Raw genomic sequence first — 20,466 nt, 5'->3', positions numbered from 1 at the left:
GCACATACCATCAGTATTTCGGTCTGTGAGGACACAAACCGAGGCGAAGGCTTTAATTTTAGCTAGGAGAGTTGAAATTTGCTCAATGTCCAATGTCCGGTGCCCGATGCAAACACCCGACACCCGTCATCTAACATCGGTCAAAATCACACGTGGAACTGCTCTCTGATATTCTCAGTCACTACTTTACCATCGAATAGATTGATGGTTCTGTGTGCGTAGTTAGCATCATGAGGAGAGTGAGTTACCATTACGATGGTTGTTCCTTCATTATTGAGTTCTTCCAAAAGACGCATTACTTCTTCGCCATTGGTAGAATCCAAGTTACCTGTAGGCTCATCGGCAAGGATCACAGAAGGCTTCGCTACGATTGCTCTGGCTATCGCAACACGCTGCTGCTGACCACCGGAAAGCTGCTGAGGGAAGTGATTTCTTCTATGCATGATATTCATGCGAGTGAGTACTTCTTCTACTCTTGTCTTGCGCTCATCGGTTGGAATCTTGAGATAAAGCAACGGAAGCTCTACATTTTCAAATACAGTCAGTTCGTCGATCAGGTTAAAGCTCTGGAATACAAAGCCGATGTTTCCTTTTCTGAGTGAGGAACGCTGTCTTTCAGAGAATTTAGCCACCTCATTATCCAGGAAGTGATATTCTCCATCATCTGGATTATCCAGTAGCCCGAGGATATTGAGGAGAGTGGATTTACCACAACCAGATGGCCCCATGATTGCGACGAATTCGCCTTTTTTGATTTCGATCTGGATACTATCCAATGCTGTTGTCTCTACCTCCTCGGTAGCATACATTTTTCGAAGATTGACTGTTTTGATTACGTTCATTTTTTTATTGTTTGGTGTCGGATATAGCTCAGTGCTTATTCTTAATGAGTTGTTATTTTATTTTTTTAGACATTCGATAACCATAATTGAGTACAATGTTTTGACACGTCATTGCGAGGGGTTTTCTTATGCCAAATGATAGTATAGCGAATCAACCCCGAAGCAATCTGTTCATTAAGACACAAAGATTGCTTCGTTCGTACCTCTCTCGCAATGACGTTACTTAACCGCAATCTCCCGTCTTCCGTCTCCCGTCTTCGGTCTTCCGACTTTTTCCTTACTTCAAATCCAAAATCTCATTCTTCCCAAAGTTCTCGTAGCCGGAGATGATGACTTTTTCACCTTCTACTAGGCCTTCAAGTACTTCGTAGAATTCAGGATTCTTATTTCCAAGTCTGATACTTCTCTTTTCTGCATTTCCGTCTGAATTGATCACAAATACCCAGTTTCCACCAGTATCCTTGAAGAATCCACCTGTTGGCAATAATAAGCTTTGCTCACTGTCGCTCAGTTGCAATCTAATTCTCACACTCTGCCCTCTTCTGATTCCCTGAGGGCTGTCACCGGTGAATTTCATATCCACCTCAAATCGACCATTAGTAATCGTTGGATATATTTTCATGATTTCAAGTTCATGGTCTACACCACTAAGGGTAAACTTTCCTTTCAAACCACGACCGATTCTTGGCAAATACAATTCGTCGATTGGAACTCTCACTTTAAATTCATCCTGCACATCGATCTGACCATATCTCTCGCCGGAATTGATCGCCTGTCCTACTTCGATTTGCTCCATTGCCAACTGACCTGCTATAGGAGCTTTGATCACCAAGCCGTTCAGAATCTGCCCCACACCATTCAGCGAAGCATTCATTCTACTTTCTGATTGTCGAAGCTGCGCTAGCTGATAAGACCTAGCGATGGAATCACTCTTATAAGACTTATAGGTCAATTCCTTTCTTTTCAGGTTATACTCATATTGCTCTGCCACTTCCTCAAATTCCCGATCCGAAACCAGCTTCTTCTCATGAAGCTCCTTGAATCTTTTGTACTGAGGCTGAAGCAAACTGATCTGATAATCAATTTCTGCCAATTGCCCCTGCTGGCTCAAATCATTTTGATCTAAGAACAGTCGAGTTTGACGCAAGTTGTTTATTTGCTCATATAGCATGGTTTCCCGCTGCATCACGTCCAACTGTAGATTGGAATTGGCCATAATCAAAATCGTGTCCCCCACCTCTACCACTGCACCAGACTCACGAACAATCTCGGCTACCATACCACCTTCCACGGCATCGAGGAAGAAAGTTTGGGCTGGTTCGATCTGTCCAGATACCAATATATAATCCGTAAACTCACCTTTCGAAACTGTTGCGATACTGAGGCGATCCTTCTCCACATTCATTGTAGATCTATGATCAGCATATCCGATTTGGTAAATAATTCCGGCGACCAAAATGACTCCACCTACTATCCAGGCGATTCTTTTAGGGGTCCAGGTTTTCTTAGCTATTTTTCTATCCATTGTGTGTAAATGCCATTTTCGGGCTAACCCCAGTATGCCAAATGGTATGCCATGCAAAAAATCGCCCTTAGAGGCTCGTTTGGTTGATTTACAAAAAAGATGGAGCTAGACTCGCGAACATTTTCGTCCGCAAGCGAACAAAAGCATTCAAAGTCGAATAATATTTTCTTAACTTATAAACTTCCTCAGTTTCCCAAAAACAGGCTCATATTGTCCGAAATCAAACGTTTTGCAGCAATTTTATACTACCTGCTTTTTCGGTATGCTTTTGGAACAAGAGCCCAGAGCAAGCAAGGTATATTTCCAGGCTTTATTAATTCCTTTTTACTATGAGCGAGCAACGAACAGGCAAAATTCTTATAATAGATGACAACGAAGACCTCTTAAAGGCGGCAAAAATTTTTCTTAAGCGTCATTTTTCACAAGTGGATACAGAAACCAATCCTGACCTACTTCCCATCCTCACACACAACGAATCCTATGATGTAATTTTGCTGGACATGAACTTCACCAAAGATGTGAGTTCTGGTCAGGAAGGGTTCTATTGGCTGGATCGAATTCTAGAACTGGATCCTTCAGCTGTGGTGGTGTTGATCACGGCCTATGGAGATGTGAATCTTGCCGTGAAAGCAATCAAAGAAGGCGCTACAGATTTTGTGCTGAAGCCTTGGGAAAATGAGCGCTTACTCGCTACACTCAATTCAGCCTTGCAGCTTCGCAAAAAGAAAATGGAAGTGAATCTGCTAAAAGATCAGAAGGAGGCAATGCAGCAAGACATAGATAATAAGTTTAAGGACATTATCGGGCAAAGTGAGTCTATGCAGAAGGTTTTCGAAACTATCGAGCGAGTAGCGGTTACCGATGCGAATGTGTTGATTTTGGGAGAAAATGGCACGGGAAAAGAATTAATTGCTCGGGCTATTCACAGGCATTCACGTAGAAATAGAGAAGCCTTTGTCGGTGTGGATTTAGGTTCTATCACACAAACGCTCTTCGAATCAGAGCTTTTTGGACACAAAAAAGGGTCATTTACTGATGCCAAAGAAGATCGTGCAGGAAGATTTGAGCAGGCAAATAAAGGAACACTTTTCCTGGATGAAATTGGTAATCTTCCACTTCCACTGCAATCCAAACTTTTGGCGGTACTTCAAAATCGGCAAGTCACCCGCGTAGGTGCTAATCGTGCGGTGGATGTAAATATCCGCCTGATCTCTGCAACCAATATGCCGATACATGATATGGTCTATGATAATGGCTTTCGACAAGATTTACTCTATCGTATCAATACTATAGAAATACAATTACCTCCACTTCGGGAGCGTGTCGAAGACATCCCACTTTTGGCTGATCACTTCATTGCTTTTTACTCAAAAAAATACAATAAAGACATCCGAAAAGCTTCTGAACCGCTAGTGAAACGCATGACAAAATACCACTGGCCTGGTAATATCCGTGAGTTACAGCATAGTATCGAGCGTGCGGTAATCATGTCAAATCATAATGTATTGCAGCCAGAAGATCTCTTTTTGCAAAAGATGAATCAGCCGGAACGTCAGGATGAATCCGTGAGTTTGGAGCATTTGAATATCGAAGATGTGGAACGCATCCTAATTCGTAAAGCATTGCAAAAACACAATGGTCATATTACTCGCGCGGCTGAGGAACTCGGTCTGACTCGATCTTCCTTGTATCGCAGACTGGAGAAATATGGTTTATAAGCGGTTTTCACTTGGAGTAGGCTTACGGATCTTCGGAATTATCCTGAGTCTTTATCTCGGGCTTTGGCTGTATTACAGTCAGGACCTCTGGTTGGCCCCAGCTATTTTGGGCATAGTTGCCCTAATCCAGATTGGAGAAATGATCTATTATGTCAACTCCATCAATCATAAGCTTGCTCGGTTTTTAGATTCCATTCGATACGCTGATTTCTCTAGTTCCTTTACTTCAGACAGTAAAATGGGGAGCTCCTTTCGCGAAGTAAATACCTCCTTCAATGAGGTGATGGATGTTTTCAAGCAAACGCGTGCCGAAAAAGAAGAGCAGATGCTTTTCCTTCAGGTAATTATTCAGCACATCAATACCGGAATAATCTCTTTCAATGACGAAGGAAAAATTGGGGTAATCAACAATTCTGCAAAGCATTTGTTGCAAATTCCGCAATTTCGGGATATCAGTGATTTAGGGAAATTATCTCCAAAATTACTGGCCGATGTAATGGATATGAAGCCTGGACAGCGAATTTCAAAAAAGGTCAATCCCTCCCTCCACCTCATTATACAATCCACTTCTCTGAAGATGGGCGGACAAAGCTGGACTTTACTATCCCTTCAAAATATCAATGCGGAACTTCAGTCCAACGAACTCGAAGCTTGGCAAAATCTGACTAAGGTACTTCGTCACGAAATCATGAATTCCATTACACCGATTTCAAGTTTGGTGGATTCACTTCGCACTATTTTGGATGAGGATAGCTACGTACAACAGGAAGGTTTCTTGATCAAAAGAGACGGATTTATGGATATGCAGGAAGGTTTGGACACGATCGCCAACCGGAGTAAAGGTTTGGTAAACTTCGTGAATGCTTATCGGGATTATACCAATATCCCTGCTCCGAAAAAAGTAACCATGCCGGTAAGTCAACTCTTCGAAAATGTGCTGAATTTGATGAAAGAGGATCTTAAAACGGCTGAAGTTAAAATAGAAACGAAGATCCATCCTGTTGATTTGGAGATTCATTGCGACCCAGATCAGATCACTATGATCCTGATCAATTTGGTGAAAAATGCTTCAGAATCTCTTCAAAATCAGGCAGATCGTACGATTTGGCTATCCTCGATTGGACAGGGAGATTTGGGCTTGATGATACAAGTGGAAGACTGTGGGCCGGGAATTATTCCCGAGGCCTTGGAAAGGATTTTCGTGCCATTTTACTCTACCAAAAAAACTGGTAGTGGCATTGGGCTAGCCATCTCGAGACAAATCATGAATCTACATCGTGGCAGTCTTCAAGTAACTTCTATTCCTAACGAGCGCACAGTGTTCACGATGAATTTCAGATAAAAGAGTCTTTTTAAACCGCAAAGCACACGGAGGGTGACCCAGAGGCTCCCGCCCATGTTCGTGTCCACACGAACAGCCGTATTTCTTTCATCTCAAAAACTTTCATCCCAGACAGGCTTAAGTCTGAGCAATCGCATCCTAAAATCCGTTTTTTCTTCAAACGTCATAAAATAGTATAGCAAGTTCATTTCATTGTTTATCAAGACTTTGTATCTTATACGAAACTGTAGAGATTATGGAAAATAATTTTTTGACCCAAACCCAAGTAGCTTTTCACAATTTAAATGGCTTGGTCAATAGCATTGCCGTGGATGGCATCATTACCACTAGCGAATATGAGGCATTAAAAGCCTGGTGTGAAACACATCAGGGACTTTGTTCCGTAGAACCCTTTCACTCCTTTTTTGAGGAAATATCGGCTAAAGTAAAAACTGGAACCATCGGTTCGGAAGAAATCTTTGAACTCAAAGAAATCCTTGTAAAACATGCGTTGAACTTCGAAGAAAATGATAAAACCAAGGCTGATCTGCATTTTCTTCAGGGAGTTTGCTATGGTATCATGGCTGACGGCGACATCAATAAATATGAGCTGGAAATGCTCAAAAAATGGATGGATGAAAATGAGCACCTTAGTGAAACCTATCCATTCAATGAAATATACCAGGTGGTAAAGAAAGTGATTGAGCACGGGATTATAAACGATGAGGACTACAGGTATTTGGTCAAATATTTCAAAGAATTTTTGAAGCTTGAATAGCAGTCTACTTCTGATAATGCATTGGAATAGCTCATTAAAAAGCCTCTGAGATCATAAGATTTCAAAGGCTATTATTTTCTAATTACGCGCCTGTCTACTCTCGAATTTTTAAAACTTATACATCGCTGTAACACCGAAGGTCGCTGGATTGCCTAAGTGAGATGGGCCGAAGTTATATGCATAATCAATGTAAGTAGTGTCAAAGATATTTTTTCCCCATACAGTCAACTCCATTGTATCTGAAACTACGCCAAACTTCACATTGGCAATCTGATAAGCATCCTGGCTGATGGTATTCTCCAAATTGAAGAACTGCTCACCAAAATACAACCACTCACCTCTCAGCATCCAATCGAGCGTACTGGAATTGAAAAACTGTGGGTTCCATTGTGCTGCCACCATAGAAGTCATAGTAGGAGTGAATATTTGCCTGTTGCCCGAGAAGTCCACTTCACCTGAATCTTCAGGAAGGATTAAATTATCAAAGGTGGCATGGGTATAGCCAAAACTCCAATCAATGCTCAGATTATTAGTTGGGATAGTATTAATCTCCCACTCTACACCTGTGCTAGTGAGATCACCCGCATTCTGGGTTACCACGATCGCATCTGGCAGGATCAATCCTGGAATCTGTACATCTGAAATAGTAGTATAGAAAACGGAAACATTTGCTCGAACTCTTCTGTCGAAAAAGTAATTCTTACTTCCTATTTCCAAGTTATTGGAAAACTCAGGATCGTAGGCAAACAGCGGTGGGTTGCTAGGATCTGAACCTATCTGGGTCAAACCTCCAGGTCTAAAACCACGGCTATAACTACCATATACCTCATTAGTAGCTGCGAGCTGATAGGCTAAAGCCAATTTTGGAGATATTGCATTGTAATTCACATTACCCGTCGTATCTGCTTGTGTCACCACTTGAGAGCCACCAAAGTCCAGTTCCTGTCCAACAGTCAATTCCTTTTTCTCATAATCCGATCTCAGACCAGCAGTAACTTTCAATTTATTTGTTAGGCTGTAAGTCGCCTGACCAAAAAATGCAAAACCATATCCTGTGGCAATATTAGTATTGATCGTAGTAAAATTGGAAATAGGCGAGCCAACTAAGGCTGCATCATCTCCGAAATAAACACCTTGCTTAGTTGGGGCATCAGAGTTGAAGCCAAAGAATCCAACTTGCCAATTCAGTTTCTGACCAGTATTTGCTGAAGCCAACCTAAATTCTTGCGTCCAAACGGAAACTGTGTTCCAATCTTTGCCATAGTTATTTACTATAGATACTCCATCTATAGGGGAGAAATCGCCATCAATCGGAGTTTTGTAATAACGATAATTATGTTGGAAGGAGGTCTGTGAAGAAAAGTTGAATTTCGGACCAGCATTTTTTAATACCAAGGAGATATTTTGGCTATTGTCCACCATTTCTGTTGTAGCATTTTGATTGACTTCAAAAGGAAACTCCAATGCTGAATCAGGATCAGGAGCAAGTGAAAATGGCCCTCTATTTCTACCAGTGTTACTTTTGAAGTTTAAAACAGCCTCCCAATTTTTCGCAAAGAGATAATTCACATTTCCCGAAAACAAAAGGTTCTTTTGTTTATCAAAATCAGTATCATCATACAGATTGGTATAATACCCGTCTAATTTGTCCGACAACACGGAGAAGCCAGCATATAATTTTTGCGGAAGAACCATAGTCTTCACACCGGCAGCAATTCTAGCAAAACCATAATTACCAATATCAGTTCTTACAAAGCCAGACAACTCATCAGACTTAGGTTTGGTGATTATATTCATCACTCCACCCATAGCATTTCTACCATAGAGTGTCCCTTGAGGCCCTCGTAGAACTTCGATTCTTTCCACATCATTTAGTAAGAAAAAATAGGTGTCCAAACCAAATTGATTCACTCCATCCACGTAAGTTGCTACTGCCGGCTCATAAGATGTGGTGGTGATACCACGAATTGAAATGACATTTCGATTATCTCCAGGATTGGATGTATAGAGATTAGGTATATAACCACGCAGATCTTTTGTCTGCCACAAGTTCATTTCCTCCACTTTCCGATCATCAACTACCGACACAGAAATTGGCACCTTCTGAAGGTTTTCAGTCTCTTTCTGCGCAGTTACCATTACCTCTCCAAGTTGAGTTTCTGGAATGGAATCATTGGTTTGAGCAAAAGAAATGTGAGAAGCTAAGCTGAGTCCAGCAAAAAGTGAAAGCTTGGCCAAAGTTTGGGTTTTGAAAATAGACATAATAGGTTGATTCAGTTTCAGCCCCGAATTTACGGCTCGGAGGATTAAAAACAGCCTAAAAGATGACTATTTCCTCATATAATACACAAGTGGATTTTGGTGGAGTCAGAAGTCAACTCACAACGTCACTTCAGAAGAAAAAACCCTTGCTTCCCAAGATCAAGTTGGAGGTGTAAGGTATCCCAAAAGTAAGACTGCTAAATACCTTTCCTGGCTATCTTGATTACGCTATTTGGGCTTTATCCTTTTGATAAATATCGTATCCAAAAATATTGTTCTCTCCACAATACAATCTGTATTTTTGTTTTTTGGGGAGAACAAAATCCCCCTTTGGTTATTTGGGTTTCTATATTGACAACTCGTCTCACAACAACTTCATCCCATCCAATTTCCTGAAAAAATCCTCCCGATAATTCCTGCTGATAGGATAAAGCTCTTTTCCTATCAAAACCTCATTAGCCTGCACTTCATCGATATGCCGCATATTGATGATAAAAGATCGATGGATACGCACAAATTCTCCGGGCAAAGCATTGGCAATCCCGGTCAGGGAAACCAGTGACATTACTTTTCGGTTTGGGGTTATAAATTTCACGTATTCTCTTTGGGCTTCTATCGCCTGGATTTCTGAAAAAAGAAACTTCACGATGCGGGTATCGGTCTTGATAAAAAAATAATCAGGTTTCTCAGCGGTTTCTTCTGTAATCACCTGCGTCGAAAGGTATTCTGTTGCCTTTTCGATTGCCTTTGTAAACCGCTCAAAGGAAACCGGCTTCATCAGGTAATCAATCACATCCAGCTCATAGCCTTTGACTGCATATTCCTCATAGGCAGTCACAAAAATAGTGAGTGGCTTTTCCTTCAATTCATTCAGCAAATCCATACCCGTCATCAGCGGCATGCGAATGTCGAGCAATAGGATATCAACCTGATTTTCTTTCAATAACCCCAAGGCTTCCTCCCCGTTTTTGCACACCCCAGCGAGTTCCAAACTCGCCATTTTGGATACATAATCGGAAAGCAACTTCCTTGCTGGTGGCTCGTCGTCTACAATTAAAACATGGTAGCTCATCCTAATTCAATGGTTAACTTTACTTCAAAGTACGTCGCATGTTGATCCAAGGTCAACTCATGCTTTTCCGGATAGATCAGATTCAATCTCTTTTTCACATTAGAAAGCCCCACTCCACTTTCTTCCTCTGCTGTCTTACGGGCATCGATCACATCATTTCTACTATAGAAATGTAACCTGTCATCTGCATCAATAGTCAGTTTGATCTCAATCGTACCATCAATTGTATTTCCATGTTTAAAGGCATTTTCCAGAAAAACCAGAAATATCAGATGGGCAATCCTGTGCCGATCTTTCACACCTTCATAGGTAAAAAATATCTTGGGCTTCTCATCCAACTTCAATCTCCACAGCTCAATAAAATTCTCCATAAAGGTGATTTCCCTGGAAAGGGATACAAACTTTCCCTGATCTTCATAGAGCATATGCCGCATCATCTCGGAGAGTTTCATGATCGCCGGAGCTGTATTATTCTCTTTGAAATATGCCATGGAATAAATGTTATTCAAGGTATTAAAGAGAAAATGTGGGCTGAGCTGAAGCTTCAGAAACTTCAGTTCGGAGGCCAATTGACTGTTGCGAAGTTCAATTTCATTTCGCTGAGCTTTGATCAGATTGGCAAAGAACCAGACCACCGTCGTGACCAAATAGAAACCAATGGCCGGAACCGATCTGATGAAATAAGTATAAGCAACAGATTGATGTGACATGCCGAGCATATTGACCCTCAGAAGCACAATGACAATCACCAAAGCAAGTGAGGCGATAACGTAGGAAAGATGCTTGCCTTTAGCATACAGCCTCGGCAGGAGCAAATAGTAATTCAGATAGGTGATGGCGGAGGAAGTCAACACATCCGAAATGACGATTTTCCAAATTTCCAACGGAGAATCAATCCAGCTGCTCAGTGAGGCAAATAATATGGCTCCATAGCAAAACCAGAAAAGTACATGCAGCGCATAGAATGCCGGACGCGATATGACAGTATTCTTCATTTTCGAAATTTAGAATTTTAAATAACACCAAATCTCAGCGATCATCCAACTGACTGTTGCGCTCTACAGAAGACAGTATTTCTCCAACAAGTGGTAAAACCTCCCTATACTACCTATATGGAAATTTGTACTTCCATTTTCTATCGAGCAAAGATGTATAAGCAACTAAGAATAAGTTAAATTCCACAATTAAGCACATCGGTCACCTGGCTTCGGTCCTCTGTCCTGTAAAGCCAAGAGTATTCTGCTACTGGCATCATTAAGGATAGACATGCTAAATAATTTTTCATTCGTAGATCAAAGCTGTTGACTGGGTGAGAGAACCTTGCTGTCTATTGATTTGCGCCAAACTCTTGGATATTTTTTCGTCTATTAGTAGTGATGAAATGGGTCAATCAAAACTATAACTCATTGAAAACAATTCATTTAAAACCAAAGCAACCATGAAAATGAAAAAACACCTCCTCCTTTGTATCCTAGTAGTATTAAACGCTTCCTTCTCCTTTGCCCAATCTTCCACAGAGCAGGAAATCAAAAAGCTTTCCATGGACAAATGGCAATGGATGGCAGATAAGGACGTAGCCAAACTGGAAAAGTTATTCGATGACAAAGCAAAGTTTGTTCACATGAGTGGAAGCTGGAAAAAAGACCGGGAACTGGAAATCATCGAATCCGGAAGCATTTGGTACAAGAAAGCGGATGTACACGATACGGCGATTGAGATTTCGGGAAACACTGCTTTGGTTTGGAATAGAATCACCTTGACTGCTCACGTGAGAGGAAATGATGTGGAAAATGAATTTACCGTGACAGAGGTATATCAAAAACAGGGCGAAGAATGGAAAATGCTGGCTTTGACATTCAGCAGTGTAAGAGATACCCACGAGATAGAACATTAATCCCAAAACCAAGCAATCATGAAAAAGACAATCTTAGGAGTATTAATTCTTCTTTTTGCAGCCCAGTTTACCTACGCGCAAGAAGAAGCTACCAAACAGGAAATTATCGAGCTTTCCAAAGCCAAGTGGCAATGGATGGCAGACAAGGATGCTGATAAACTTGCGGAGCTATTTGATGACAAATCAGTTTTCGTACACATGGGCGGTGCCTGGGGCAAAGACAGGGAAGTTGACATCATTCGGAGGGGTGGTATCTGGTATAAAAAAGCCGATGTCCACGAGGTTTCTGTAGAGATCATCGATAATACCGCTATTCTACTTAATAGGATCACACTGATCGCCGAAGTCGGTGGCAATGAAGTAACCAATCCATTTGAAGTCACGGAAGTGTACATCAAAAAGGCTGAGGGATGGAAACTTGGCTCGCTCTCCTTTACCAAACTAATGGGGCCTGGGGATCGGTAAGTTAAAGTGAGTGCGACACTCACTTTGGCACGACAGCCCAGTTAGTGTAGCACTAGCCACAACAATTCAAACTAACCATGAAGTATTTCTTCCTATTCATCTTCCTCATTAGCTCGCTGAGCTGTAGCAGTCAAACCCAGCCTGAAGTGCAGCTGAGTGAGGTAGCATCGGAAAAAATCCTTATTGTTTACCTCACACGCACCAAAAACACCAAAGCTGTGGCGGAAATGATTCACGAAAAGGTAGGTGGAAGGTTGGTTACTATGGAACTAGAAACTCCCTATCCGGAAGATTATGCAGCAATAGTCGCGCAGGTAGCTCAGGAAAATGAAACTGGAATTCTACCTCCCTTAAAGACAAAAATTGATCTTACCCAGTATGAAGTGGTCTTTTTAGGTTTTCCTACTTGGGGAATGCAACTGCCACCTCCTATGAAAACCTTCTTAAGTGAAAATGATCTTAGTGGAAAGTTTGTCATCCCTTTCAATACCAACGCTGGTTATGGGATAGGTAGCAGCTTTGATAAAGTAGAGGAGCTTTGCCCGGATAGTAAGATTCTGAAAGGCTATTCTACAAAAGGAGGCATAGAGCGGGATGGAATCCTGTTCGTCATGGAGGGTACCAAAGAAGTTGAAGTAAAAAAGGAAGTCAATGACTGGCTGAGCAGCTTGGGTTTTTAAAACCTCAAATTGAAGCCAGAAAAAATTAACCAGCACTAAAAACAGGATGATTCGGACAGCAAGTAAATCACCAATAAAAATAAAAACTGATATGTCAGGAAATACTGCCGCAAGCAGGATCAGTGCAGATTTTATGGAACTGTTGGATAGTCAATTTCCTGTGACAGACCTGCGAAATACAATTAAACTAAGATCAGCTTCGGACTTTGCCCAAAAGCTCAATATCCATGTAAATCATCTTAACAGAAGTGTCAAATCGATTTTCAATAAGGCAACATCGGTGATTATCCGGGAAAGAATTCTGGCAGAATCCAAGCGTCTTCTAAAGCAAAGCGACTGGAATGTATCAGAAATAGCCTATGCCTTGGGTTTTACAGAAGTGACACATTTCAACAACTTCTTTAAAAAGGAAATGGACATGAATCCCTCACAATTTCGCAGATCGAAGATTGAAAATATAGATTGATTGGGTTACAAGAGAAAGTCCAGGTCCGTGTGGGTCTGGCTTTTCTGACTTTAAAATAAGGTCTAAACGACCTATTCTATTCAAAAAACCTTTGTTGTAAACCTCAATTAAAGTAAATTTTAAAGGCCTAAGTGGTTGTTATCATACTAGTTGACCTCAATTCATGAAAACTGAAAGCACCAAAATCAACCGTCGATCATTTCTAAAAGTCTCTGCACTTTCCGGAGGCGGAATGCTGCTTAGTCTCAACTGGCTGGCAGCATGCAATCCCAAGCAGGCAGAAACTTTAGAGATGCCAAAGGAGTGGTTTCAGTTCAATGGATTCATCAAAATCGGGGAAAATGGATTGGTCACCATTATGTCACCGAATCCAGAAGGCGGGCAAAATGTGAAGACTTCCATGCCTATGATTGTCGCCGAGGAACTGGATGTGGCTTGGGAAAATGTCATCGTGGAGCAGGCGGATTTGGATACCAAGTATTTTACCAGACAATTCATTGGTGGAAGTCAGGCGATACGCTCAGGATATACTAATCTTAGAACCGCAGGAGCTACTGCCCGTGCTATGCTGGCCGCAGCAGCATCCCAAAGTTGGAATGTACCCGCATCGGAGATCACGATAAAAGCGGGAACAATTACTCATAAGCAATCTGGAAAATCAGCACATTTTGGAGAGTTTGCCTCCTTGGCTGCTACGATGCCGGTGCCGGAAGAGGTGCAACTGAAAGACAGCAAGGATTTCGGCATTATCGGTAGCTCCAAAAAGAATGTGGAAGCTAAAAATATTGTGACTGGCAAACCACTTTTTGGTATAGATACTAAACGGGAAGGAATGCTCATCGCCATGCTCGTCCATCCACCGGCAATCGGTAAAAAACTGAAATCTTTTGATCGCTCAAAAGCCAAAAACATGCCTGGCATCAGGGATGTTTTTCAGATCAAATCCTTGCAGGATGATTACAAAAGGACATTTTTCGACACCGCTCAATTCACTGATTTAATAGTAATAGTGGGTGAAAGTACCTGGCAGGTTTTGCAGGCCAAAAAAGCTATAGAGGCAGAATGGGAAATCCAGGAAGGCTATGAGGAAAAGCGGGATATGTTTGGCAGAGAGGGAATAAGAGTAGTTCCCAAAGGATTGGAAAGTTCAGCCTCACAGGAGCAGGCTATGATAGAAGCCGCAAAAAATCCTCAAACGCAACGAAAAGATGGAAATCCGGAAGCTGCTTTTGCCAAAGCCGCAAAAATCATAGAAAGAAGTTATACAGGGCCATTTTTAGCCCACAACTGTATGGAGCCAATGAACTTTTTTGCCCATGTACAAGGGGAAAAAGTGGAATGTGCCGGCCCCTTGCAGAAACCGGAGTTGACCGAGCAGGCACTTTCTTCCCGATTGGGAATTCCTTTAGAAAACATTGAGATCAAAATGACCCGATTGGGCGGAGGTTATGGGCGAAGATCTTATGCGCATTGGCTGATAGAATCGGCTGTAATTTCCCAAAAAATGAATGCGCCGATCAAGCTGATTTATACCCGGGAAGACGAGATGACCGGAGGTATTTACCGCTCGAGATATCAGGCAAGCTATAGAGCAGCTTTGGATGAAAACAATGAATTGACTGCTTTTCATGTCAATGCGGGTGGACTTCCTGAGAACCCTCTTTATGCAGATCGTTTTCCTGCAGGTGCAGTAACTAATTACCTGGCAGAAGGCTGGGAAGTGCCTTCCAATATCACTACGGGGTCATTCCGTGCACCGAGATCTAATTTTATGGCTTGTGTGGAGCAGTCTTTTTTGGATGAAGTAGCAGAGGCAGCTGGAAAAGATCCTATTGATTTCCGTCTGGAATTACTGGCGAAAGCCAAAGCTAATCCAGTAGGAGAAGGGAATGATTACGACCCGGATCGGTTTGCGGAAGTAATTAAACTCGCAAAAGAAAAATCCAATTGGGGTCAAGATATGGAAGGAATTTCAAGAGGATTTTCTGCTTACTTCTGCCACAACAGTTACGCGGCTCAGGTCCTGGATTTGAAAATCGTGGATGGTCAGGTGAAAATTGACAAGGTGATTAATGCGATAGATTGCGGATTGGTCGTGAATCCTGATGCAGCCAAAAACCTCTGCGAAGGAGCGGTCATTGACGGAATCGGAACCGTTATGTTTGGGGAGCTGACATTTGAAGAAGGTGTGGCGAGCAAATCCAATTTCGATACCTATAGAATGATAAGAATGCAGGAAGCTCCAAATTCTATAGAAACCTATTTTGTAGAAAATGGGGAAGATCCTTCTGGGCTGGGCGAACCTGCCTACCCTCCTGTCTTTGCAGCTTTGGCAAATGCCTTATATAGAGGAAGTGGAAAAAGGTTCTATGATCAGCCTTTTATCAATCAGTTAAATAGTTAGAAAAATTTAGAACCCTTTTAAATAACTCAAATCAGTGGCAGAATATGCGTTTCGTTTGAATTTCGTAAGCATCACTCCTTGTAAATAATTAATTTAGAGATAAATACAATACTTATGGCACAGTACAACTTAACTATCAATGGGAAATCTCTCAACGTAGATGTCGATCCTAGCACTCCTATGCTTTGGGTTTTGAGAGATCATCTGGATCTGGTCGGCACCAAATTTGGCTGTGGAATCGCACAATGCGGAGCCTGTACAATTCATCTGAATGGCAATGCAGTGAGATCATGTCAATTGCCAGTTTCGGCTGCAGAAAATACTGAAATAACCACCATAGAAGGTATCTCCGAAAATGGTGATCATCCTGTACAGAAAGCCTGGCTGGAGCATGATGTTCCTCAATGTGGCTACTGCCAAGCAGGTCAGATTATGTCAGCCACTGCCCTTTTGAAAAGCAATCCCAGTCCTAGTGATGAGGACATCGATAATGCGATGAACGGTAATATCTGCCGCTGTGGAACCTACACTAGAATCAAAGCGGCTATCAAAACTGCCGCTAAATCAGCTTAAATCCCGAGATCATGACATTAATAGATAAAAAGTTAAATAGAAGGTCCTTTCTGAAAGTCTCCACACTTGCTGGAGGAGGAATGATGCTGAGCTTTAGTTGGCTGGCAGGATGTAAGCCCACTCCCGAGCAGGTTCTCACCATGCCTAAAGAATGGTTTGAAATCAACAGCTACATCAAAATCGGTGAAAATGGGGCAGTTACGCTTTTTAATCCTAACCCTGAATTTGGTTCAAATGTAAAAACTTCCCTTCCTATGCTTCTAGCAGAAGAACTGGATGTGGATTGGAAGAACGTATTTGTAGAGCAGGCAGATTTTTATCCTAAGCGATTTGAACGTCAGTTTACCGGTGGTAGCCAAGGGATTCGATCAGGCTGGGTTCCGCTAAGAACAGCTGGGGCAACAGCACGACAGTTACTTGTGAATGCCGCAGCCCAAACCTGGAATGTTCCAGCTACCGAAATCACAACCAATACAGGATATTTAGAACATAAGGGAAGTGGTAATAGAGCAGGTTACGGTGAAGTAGCATCTTTAGCAGGAACATTGGAAGCTCCAGATCCTGAAACAGTTAAACTGAAAGATATTTCAGAATTTAAGATCATTGGTAATTCTAAAAAGAATGTTGACGGTTCGAAGATAGTCACCGGCAAACCTATGTACGCAATGGATCATAAAGTGGAAGGCATGAAATATGCCGCCATTGTCCATCCTCCGGCTTTTGGAATGAAAATAAAGTCCTTTGACGAAGCTTCTGTTACCTCCCTGCCGGGGATTCAGGACGTCTTTTCTATCAAGTTGTTTAAGGAAGGTTTTGAGCGACATGCTTTTGATACAACTACTTTTCCAGAGATCATCGCCATCGTAGGAAATTCCACATGGGAAGTGATGCAGGCTAAGAAAGCATTGAAAGCAGATTGGGAAATAGCTCCCGAGAGTAATTTCAAAATGAGTGGTTGGGGACCAGATGTCTCAGAAGTAAAAGTCCCAAGTGGGCTTGAAAACTCATCCACCCATTCTGAAAAAATGGCTGAATACATTACCAAACCAGGTAATATTCTTAGAAAAGACGGTGATCCTGAAGGAGCATTTAAGAAAGCTTCCCGAGTAATCGAACGAACGTATACTGCACCTTTTTTAGCTCACAATCCCATGGAGCCAATCAATTGCTTTGCAGATGTGAAAGGCGATAAAGCAATTATCTATGGTCCATCCCAAATACCAGATTTTATCCACGGTACTGTAGCCAATAGCCTTGGATTAGAAAAAGAAAACGTTCAGATCAATCTTGCCCGGATGGGCGGAGGATTTGGTCGTAGGGCTTATAGCCATCATTTGACTGAGGCTGCTTTGATATCCCAGAGAATTCAAGCTCCAGTGAAAATGGTCTATACCCGAGAGGATGATATGACTGCAGGTGTATACAGACCTACTTACTCAGCGACGTATCGGGCTGCATTAGACGAAAATAATAACCTGTTAGCACTTCATGTGAAGGCAGGGGGAATACCTGAATCTCCTATTCATGCGAATAGATTCCCAGCTGGGGCAATTGATAATTATCTGGCAGAAGGTTGGCAAATAGAATCCAATATTACTATCGGCGCTTTCAGGGCTCCTAGATCCAATTTTATCGCCGGAGCAGAGCAAAGCTTCCTGGACGAATTGGCTGAGGAAATGGGCAAAGACCCAATTGAATTCCGACTGGAATTGCTGAAAAGAGCAGAAACAAATCCCGTGGGCAAGGACAACGACTATGATCCTAAGCGATATGCAGGAGTGCTGGAATTAGTGAGGGATAAGTCCAACTGGTCTAACGTACCAAATGGGATTTCCCGAGGCGTGTCGGCCTATTTCTGTCACAATTCCTATGTAGCCGAAGTGGTGGATGTGAGTATCAAGGACAATCAACCCGTGGTAGAAAATGTCTATGCAGCGGTGGATTGCGGAATCGTAGTAAATCCAGACGCAGCGGCCAACATGGGTGAAGGGGCGATAATTGATGGGATAGGCAATGCATTCTATGGGGAAATGGCATTTGAAAACGGAGCTCCTACCAAAAGAAATTTCGACACCTATAGAATGATCCGACACTCAGAAGCACCGAAGAAAATCGAAGTTCACTTCGTGGATAATAAGGAAGATCCTACCGGATTGGGCGAACCACTCTTCCCTCCCGTTTTTGCAGCTTTGGGCAATTCATTGTACAAGGCAACGGGCAAAAGGCTTTATGACCAGCCATTCCAGCCACAGCTTATTGACATGAAGAATTTGAGAATGTAGTTCTTGTAGTGCAATAAAATTATCGACTTGACTATGTCAATTAATGCTTGACTCTAAGCTTTTGACATAGTCAATTGTTGATTTGGCTACCCCAAAACTATCTGGCAAAGTAATATAGTCAAGCTGATTACAGGCTATTTTGATCAGAGCTTGATGATGAATGCAGTGCTCTAGATTATAGCATAGTTCGCGGTTGTAGCTACTCCGGATCATTTCAAAATCTTCGCCAACAGCCATTTTTAGGACAATCTCCTTATCCTCCAAAAGAAGATTTGCTTGGAGTACTCTGATCTTAGCCATGGCAATATTTACCTCTGTTTCCAGGCTTTTGTCCCGCTTTCTATCGTCATAACAAACAAAACCAGACTCATACTGAGAAATCAAGCATTCATACAATTCCAAAACATGACGAACATGCTGGCCTATACTCGAGGTCTTCAAAACTGGAGAAAGATCGGCAAAATCTTCTGATTTCAATTGGGCCAAAAAATCTGATAATTCTCCTAAAACTTCTGAATTCAATTGAGCTAGCATAGGTACTTATTATAATGGTTTAATTCTGATTTTTTAAAATTACACAAAGTATCAAGCTGGCCAAGTGGTTGATGTTTACAAGTAAAAATACTTTCTGGTAATCGAGTCTTTACTTTTTCAAATACTGCATTAAACTAGCCCAAGTATCACTTTCGCGATATCGATTCCTACTGTCCTGCAAGTTCTGTTTTGCTATCATCGCCATTGTGTGGAAATAGGAATTGATGGTTTTCAATCCATCATGGTAATTTTTCTCTGGGGAATATAGATGAGCAGGCTCAGCATTTGCACCATTTACTTCCAAAATGGAAATTCTATCAGGTTCAGAAAGATCACTTAAATGGTCTACTTTCACATCCAACCTGCCATAATTGATCCCCTCTACAGATTCAAAGATTCTTCTCAATGCAGCTATCATATCGGCATTGATATAGGCGCTGTAATCCAGAAAAACCGCCCCTTTGCAGTGGTTACCCATGGGACTAAGTTTTATCAGTTCTCCTTGCAGCGGGACAAAGCTCGGATCTGAAACTTCGATAAGGTTTTGATATCGACTTGCACGGGGATGATTCTGAATTAATTCAGAAAGCTTAGAGATACCGTCACCAAGGATCTGAAGCGGAATCTTTCTAGTGAGCGAAGGAATTTCCAACTCTCCAGTTGCAGGATTCTTAAAGAAAAAGACACCATATTCCTGCGACTTTGCTACGAAACCTTGAATCAAATATGCCTCGACTGGCTGCTCCTTCAAGTAAATTTCTAAATCCTCTTGCTGATGAATTAGCTTTACTCCCTTTCCCCGCTCTCCCACATCAGGCTTGATAATAAAAGGAAATTGTAAGTTTTGAGCGCTTATCTTTTCCATAATCATCTCAATATCTTCCTCAGAATGTATCAGACATGTTGCTGGTAAATTAGCCTGTGGAAAGTGATTTTGCGCTGCATACTTAGAGTAGTTGTACAAGCCCCCATTTTCCAAAGCTGGGTTTGCGGCAGCGAAGTAATTGGCTTTCCACAGTCGGATTGCCCATGAAATCCCGATTAATGCCATAGGTAGATGAAACCACCAAGAAGGTCCAAATTCAAATGAATTGGTCATTCGAGTTGGATCCGGCATCCTTTCCCAATCTGTAGAGTTTAGCTCCGGTATTTCCAGATTATCTTTGGCTACTAGCTGCATTTTTTACTGGTCATTTTTTACGTTTGGCCAATTTTCATCAGCCTTTTTGATCTTCTCTGTTTGATCTGCCAGCCAATCACCCTGAATTTTCTTATTGTAATTCAGGTACAATTTATCATCCACTATCGTCCAGGCTTGTGGTGAAATAGGTGCTTTATACCCACTTGCTAAACCGTAGGCGCAATAACCGCCATATTGAGGCATGTATTTCGAAGGGTTGGATTGAAACAATTCTAAATTTTCTTCTGAGGAAAAGTACCAATTGGCTCCAGCATGAACAAAGGTAAATTTGTCCTTGCCTAGCCTGGCTTTGGAATCCGTGAAATATGAAACTGGATCATATCCTTCAATAGCTTTCTCATCTTTGGAAAATACTTCCGGTTTTTGTGCATAAGCCACAGCCACCAATAGCATTAACACAACACTGAGCATCACCTTTATTATATAATCATTCATCATATCCTTTTTTA

At 41.8% G+C, this 20,466-nt stretch carries 18 protein-coding genes; 10 read left to right on the top strand and 8 right to left on the bottom strand.

What is annotated here, in order from left to right; translation table 11 throughout:
- Window positions 1-146 precede the first annotated feature (146 nt).
- Both LV85_RS04140 and LV85_RS04135 read right to left on the bottom strand, forming a co-directional pair.
- On the bottom strand, window positions 147-842 hold the full coding sequence (locus LV85_RS04140) for an ABC transporter ATP-binding protein (RefSeq protein ID WP_111316924.1): 696 nt from the start codon (window positions 840-842) through the stop codon (window positions 147-149).
- 277 nt (window positions 843-1,119) lie between these two features.
- Complete coding sequence (locus tag LV85_RS04135; protein ID WP_111316923.1) at window positions 1,120-2,367, bottom strand: efflux RND transporter periplasmic adaptor subunit; 1,248 nt, start codon at window positions 2,365-2,367, stop codon at window positions 1,120-1,122.
- Window positions 2,368-2,696: 329 nt separating this feature from the next.
- On the opposite strand from LV85_RS04135, the gene LV85_RS04125 reads away from it, so the two are divergent.
- The 3 genes from LV85_RS04125 (at window position 2,697) to LV85_RS04115 (ending at window position 6,184) form a co-directional block, all read left to right on the top strand.
- Window positions 2,697-4,085 (top strand): sigma-54-dependent transcriptional regulator, encoded by a 1,389-nt coding sequence (locus LV85_RS04125; protein ID WP_111316921.1) that lies wholly within the window; start codon window positions 2,697-2,699, stop codon window positions 4,083-4,085.
- Window positions 4,075-5,427 (top strand): sensor histidine kinase, encoded by a 1,353-nt coding sequence (locus LV85_RS04120; RefSeq protein WP_111316920.1) that lies wholly within the window; start codon window positions 4,075-4,077, stop codon window positions 5,425-5,427. Before LV85_RS04125 ends, LV85_RS04120 begins: the two co-directional genes overlap by 11 nt.
- A gap of 235 nt (window positions 5,428-5,662) precedes the next feature.
- The gene (locus tag LV85_RS04115; RefSeq protein WP_111316919.1) at window positions 5,663-6,184 is read left to right on the top strand and encodes a hypothetical protein; all 522 of its coding nucleotides are present in this window, start codon (window positions 5,663-5,665) and stop codon (window positions 6,182-6,184) included.
- A 108-nt stretch (window positions 6,185-6,292) separates the two neighbouring features.
- Here the strand turns inward: LV85_RS04115 and LV85_RS04110 are convergent, their stop codons facing one another.
- From LV85_RS04110 to LV85_RS04100, 3 genes are all read right to left on the bottom strand, one after another.
- Window positions 6,293-8,446, bottom strand: coding sequence for a TonB-dependent receptor (locus LV85_RS04110; RefSeq protein ID WP_111316918.1), 2,154 nt, complete (start codon window positions 8,444-8,446; stop codon window positions 6,293-6,295).
- Window positions 8,447-8,810: 364 nt separating this feature from the next.
- Entirely contained in the window at window positions 8,811-9,518 is a 708-nt protein-coding gene (locus LV85_RS04105; RefSeq protein ID WP_111316917.1) for a LytR/AlgR family response regulator transcription factor, read from the bottom strand.
- A complete protein-coding gene (locus LV85_RS04100; RefSeq protein WP_111316916.1) occupies window positions 9,515-10,513 on the bottom strand; it encodes a sensor histidine kinase in 999 nt (332 codons plus the stop codon). The genes LV85_RS04105 and LV85_RS04100 overlap by 4 nt, the downstream gene beginning before the upstream one ends.
- 449 nt (window positions 10,514-10,962) lie before the next feature.
- On the opposite strand from LV85_RS04100, the gene LV85_RS04095 reads away from it, so the two are divergent.
- The 7 genes from LV85_RS04095 (at window position 10,963) to LV85_RS04065 (ending at window position 18,282) form a co-directional block, all read left to right on the top strand.
- Complete coding sequence (locus LV85_RS04095; protein ID WP_111317159.1) at window positions 10,963-11,412, top strand: nuclear transport factor 2 family protein; 450 nt, start codon at window positions 10,963-10,965, stop codon at window positions 11,410-11,412.
- A gap of 18 nt (window positions 11,413-11,430) precedes the next feature.
- Window positions 11,431-11,877 (top strand): nuclear transport factor 2 family protein, encoded by a 447-nt coding sequence (locus LV85_RS04090; RefSeq protein ID WP_111316915.1) that lies wholly within the window; start codon window positions 11,431-11,433, stop codon window positions 11,875-11,877.
- Between the two features lie 77 nt (window positions 11,878-11,954).
- Entirely contained in the window at window positions 11,955-12,557 is a 603-nt protein-coding gene (locus LV85_RS04085) for a flavodoxin family protein (RefSeq protein WP_111316914.1), read from the top strand.
- A gap of 91 nt (window positions 12,558-12,648) precedes the next feature.
- Complete coding sequence (locus LV85_RS04080; protein ID WP_245942139.1) at window positions 12,649-13,023, top strand: helix-turn-helix domain-containing protein; 375 nt, start codon at window positions 12,649-12,651, stop codon at window positions 13,021-13,023.
- A 163-nt stretch (window positions 13,024-13,186) separates the two neighbouring features.
- Window positions 13,187-15,427 (top strand): xanthine dehydrogenase family protein molybdopterin-binding subunit, encoded by a 2,241-nt coding sequence (locus LV85_RS04075; RefSeq protein WP_111316912.1) that lies wholly within the window; start codon window positions 13,187-13,189, stop codon window positions 15,425-15,427.
- A 114-nt stretch (window positions 15,428-15,541) separates the two neighbouring features.
- Window positions 15,542-16,000, top strand: a complete 459-nt coding sequence (locus LV85_RS04070) for a (2Fe-2S)-binding protein (RefSeq protein ID WP_111316911.1) — start codon at window positions 15,542-15,544, stop codon at window positions 15,998-16,000.
- Between the two features lie 11 nt (window positions 16,001-16,011).
- Entirely contained in the window at window positions 16,012-18,282 is a 2,271-nt protein-coding gene (locus LV85_RS04065) for a xanthine dehydrogenase family protein molybdopterin-binding subunit (RefSeq protein WP_111316910.1), read from the top strand.
- 36 nt (window positions 18,283-18,318) lie between these two features.
- Here LV85_RS04065 and LV85_RS04060 read toward each other — a convergent pair whose 3' ends face one another.
- The 3 genes from LV85_RS04060 to LV85_RS04050 all read right to left on the bottom strand — a co-directional run bounded on the left by LV85_RS04060 (window position 18,319) and on the right by LV85_RS04050 (window position 20,455).
- Window positions 18,319-18,816 (bottom strand): DinB family protein, encoded by a 498-nt coding sequence (locus LV85_RS04060; protein ID WP_111316909.1) that lies wholly within the window; start codon window positions 18,814-18,816, stop codon window positions 18,319-18,321.
- A gap of 109 nt (window positions 18,817-18,925) precedes the next feature.
- Window positions 18,926-19,996, bottom strand: coding sequence for an ATP-grasp domain-containing protein (locus LV85_RS04055; protein WP_111316908.1), 1,071 nt, complete (start codon window positions 19,994-19,996; stop codon window positions 18,926-18,928).
- A 3-nt stretch (window positions 19,997-19,999) separates the two neighbouring features.
- Window positions 20,000-20,455, bottom strand: coding sequence for a YHS domain-containing (seleno)protein (locus LV85_RS04050; protein WP_245942137.1), 456 nt, complete (start codon window positions 20,453-20,455; stop codon window positions 20,000-20,002).
- Window positions 20,456-20,466: the final 11 nt, after the last annotated feature.

The sequence above is a fragment of the Algoriphagus chordae genome, from assembly GCF_003254055.1.
In the GTDB taxonomy this organism is placed as follows: domain Bacteria; phylum Bacteroidota; class Bacteroidia; order Cytophagales; family Cyclobacteriaceae; genus Algoriphagus; species Algoriphagus chordae.
The sequence above is the reverse complement of the archived record's forward strand: the minus strand, read 5'-3'. Positions and strand labels throughout refer to the sequence as shown.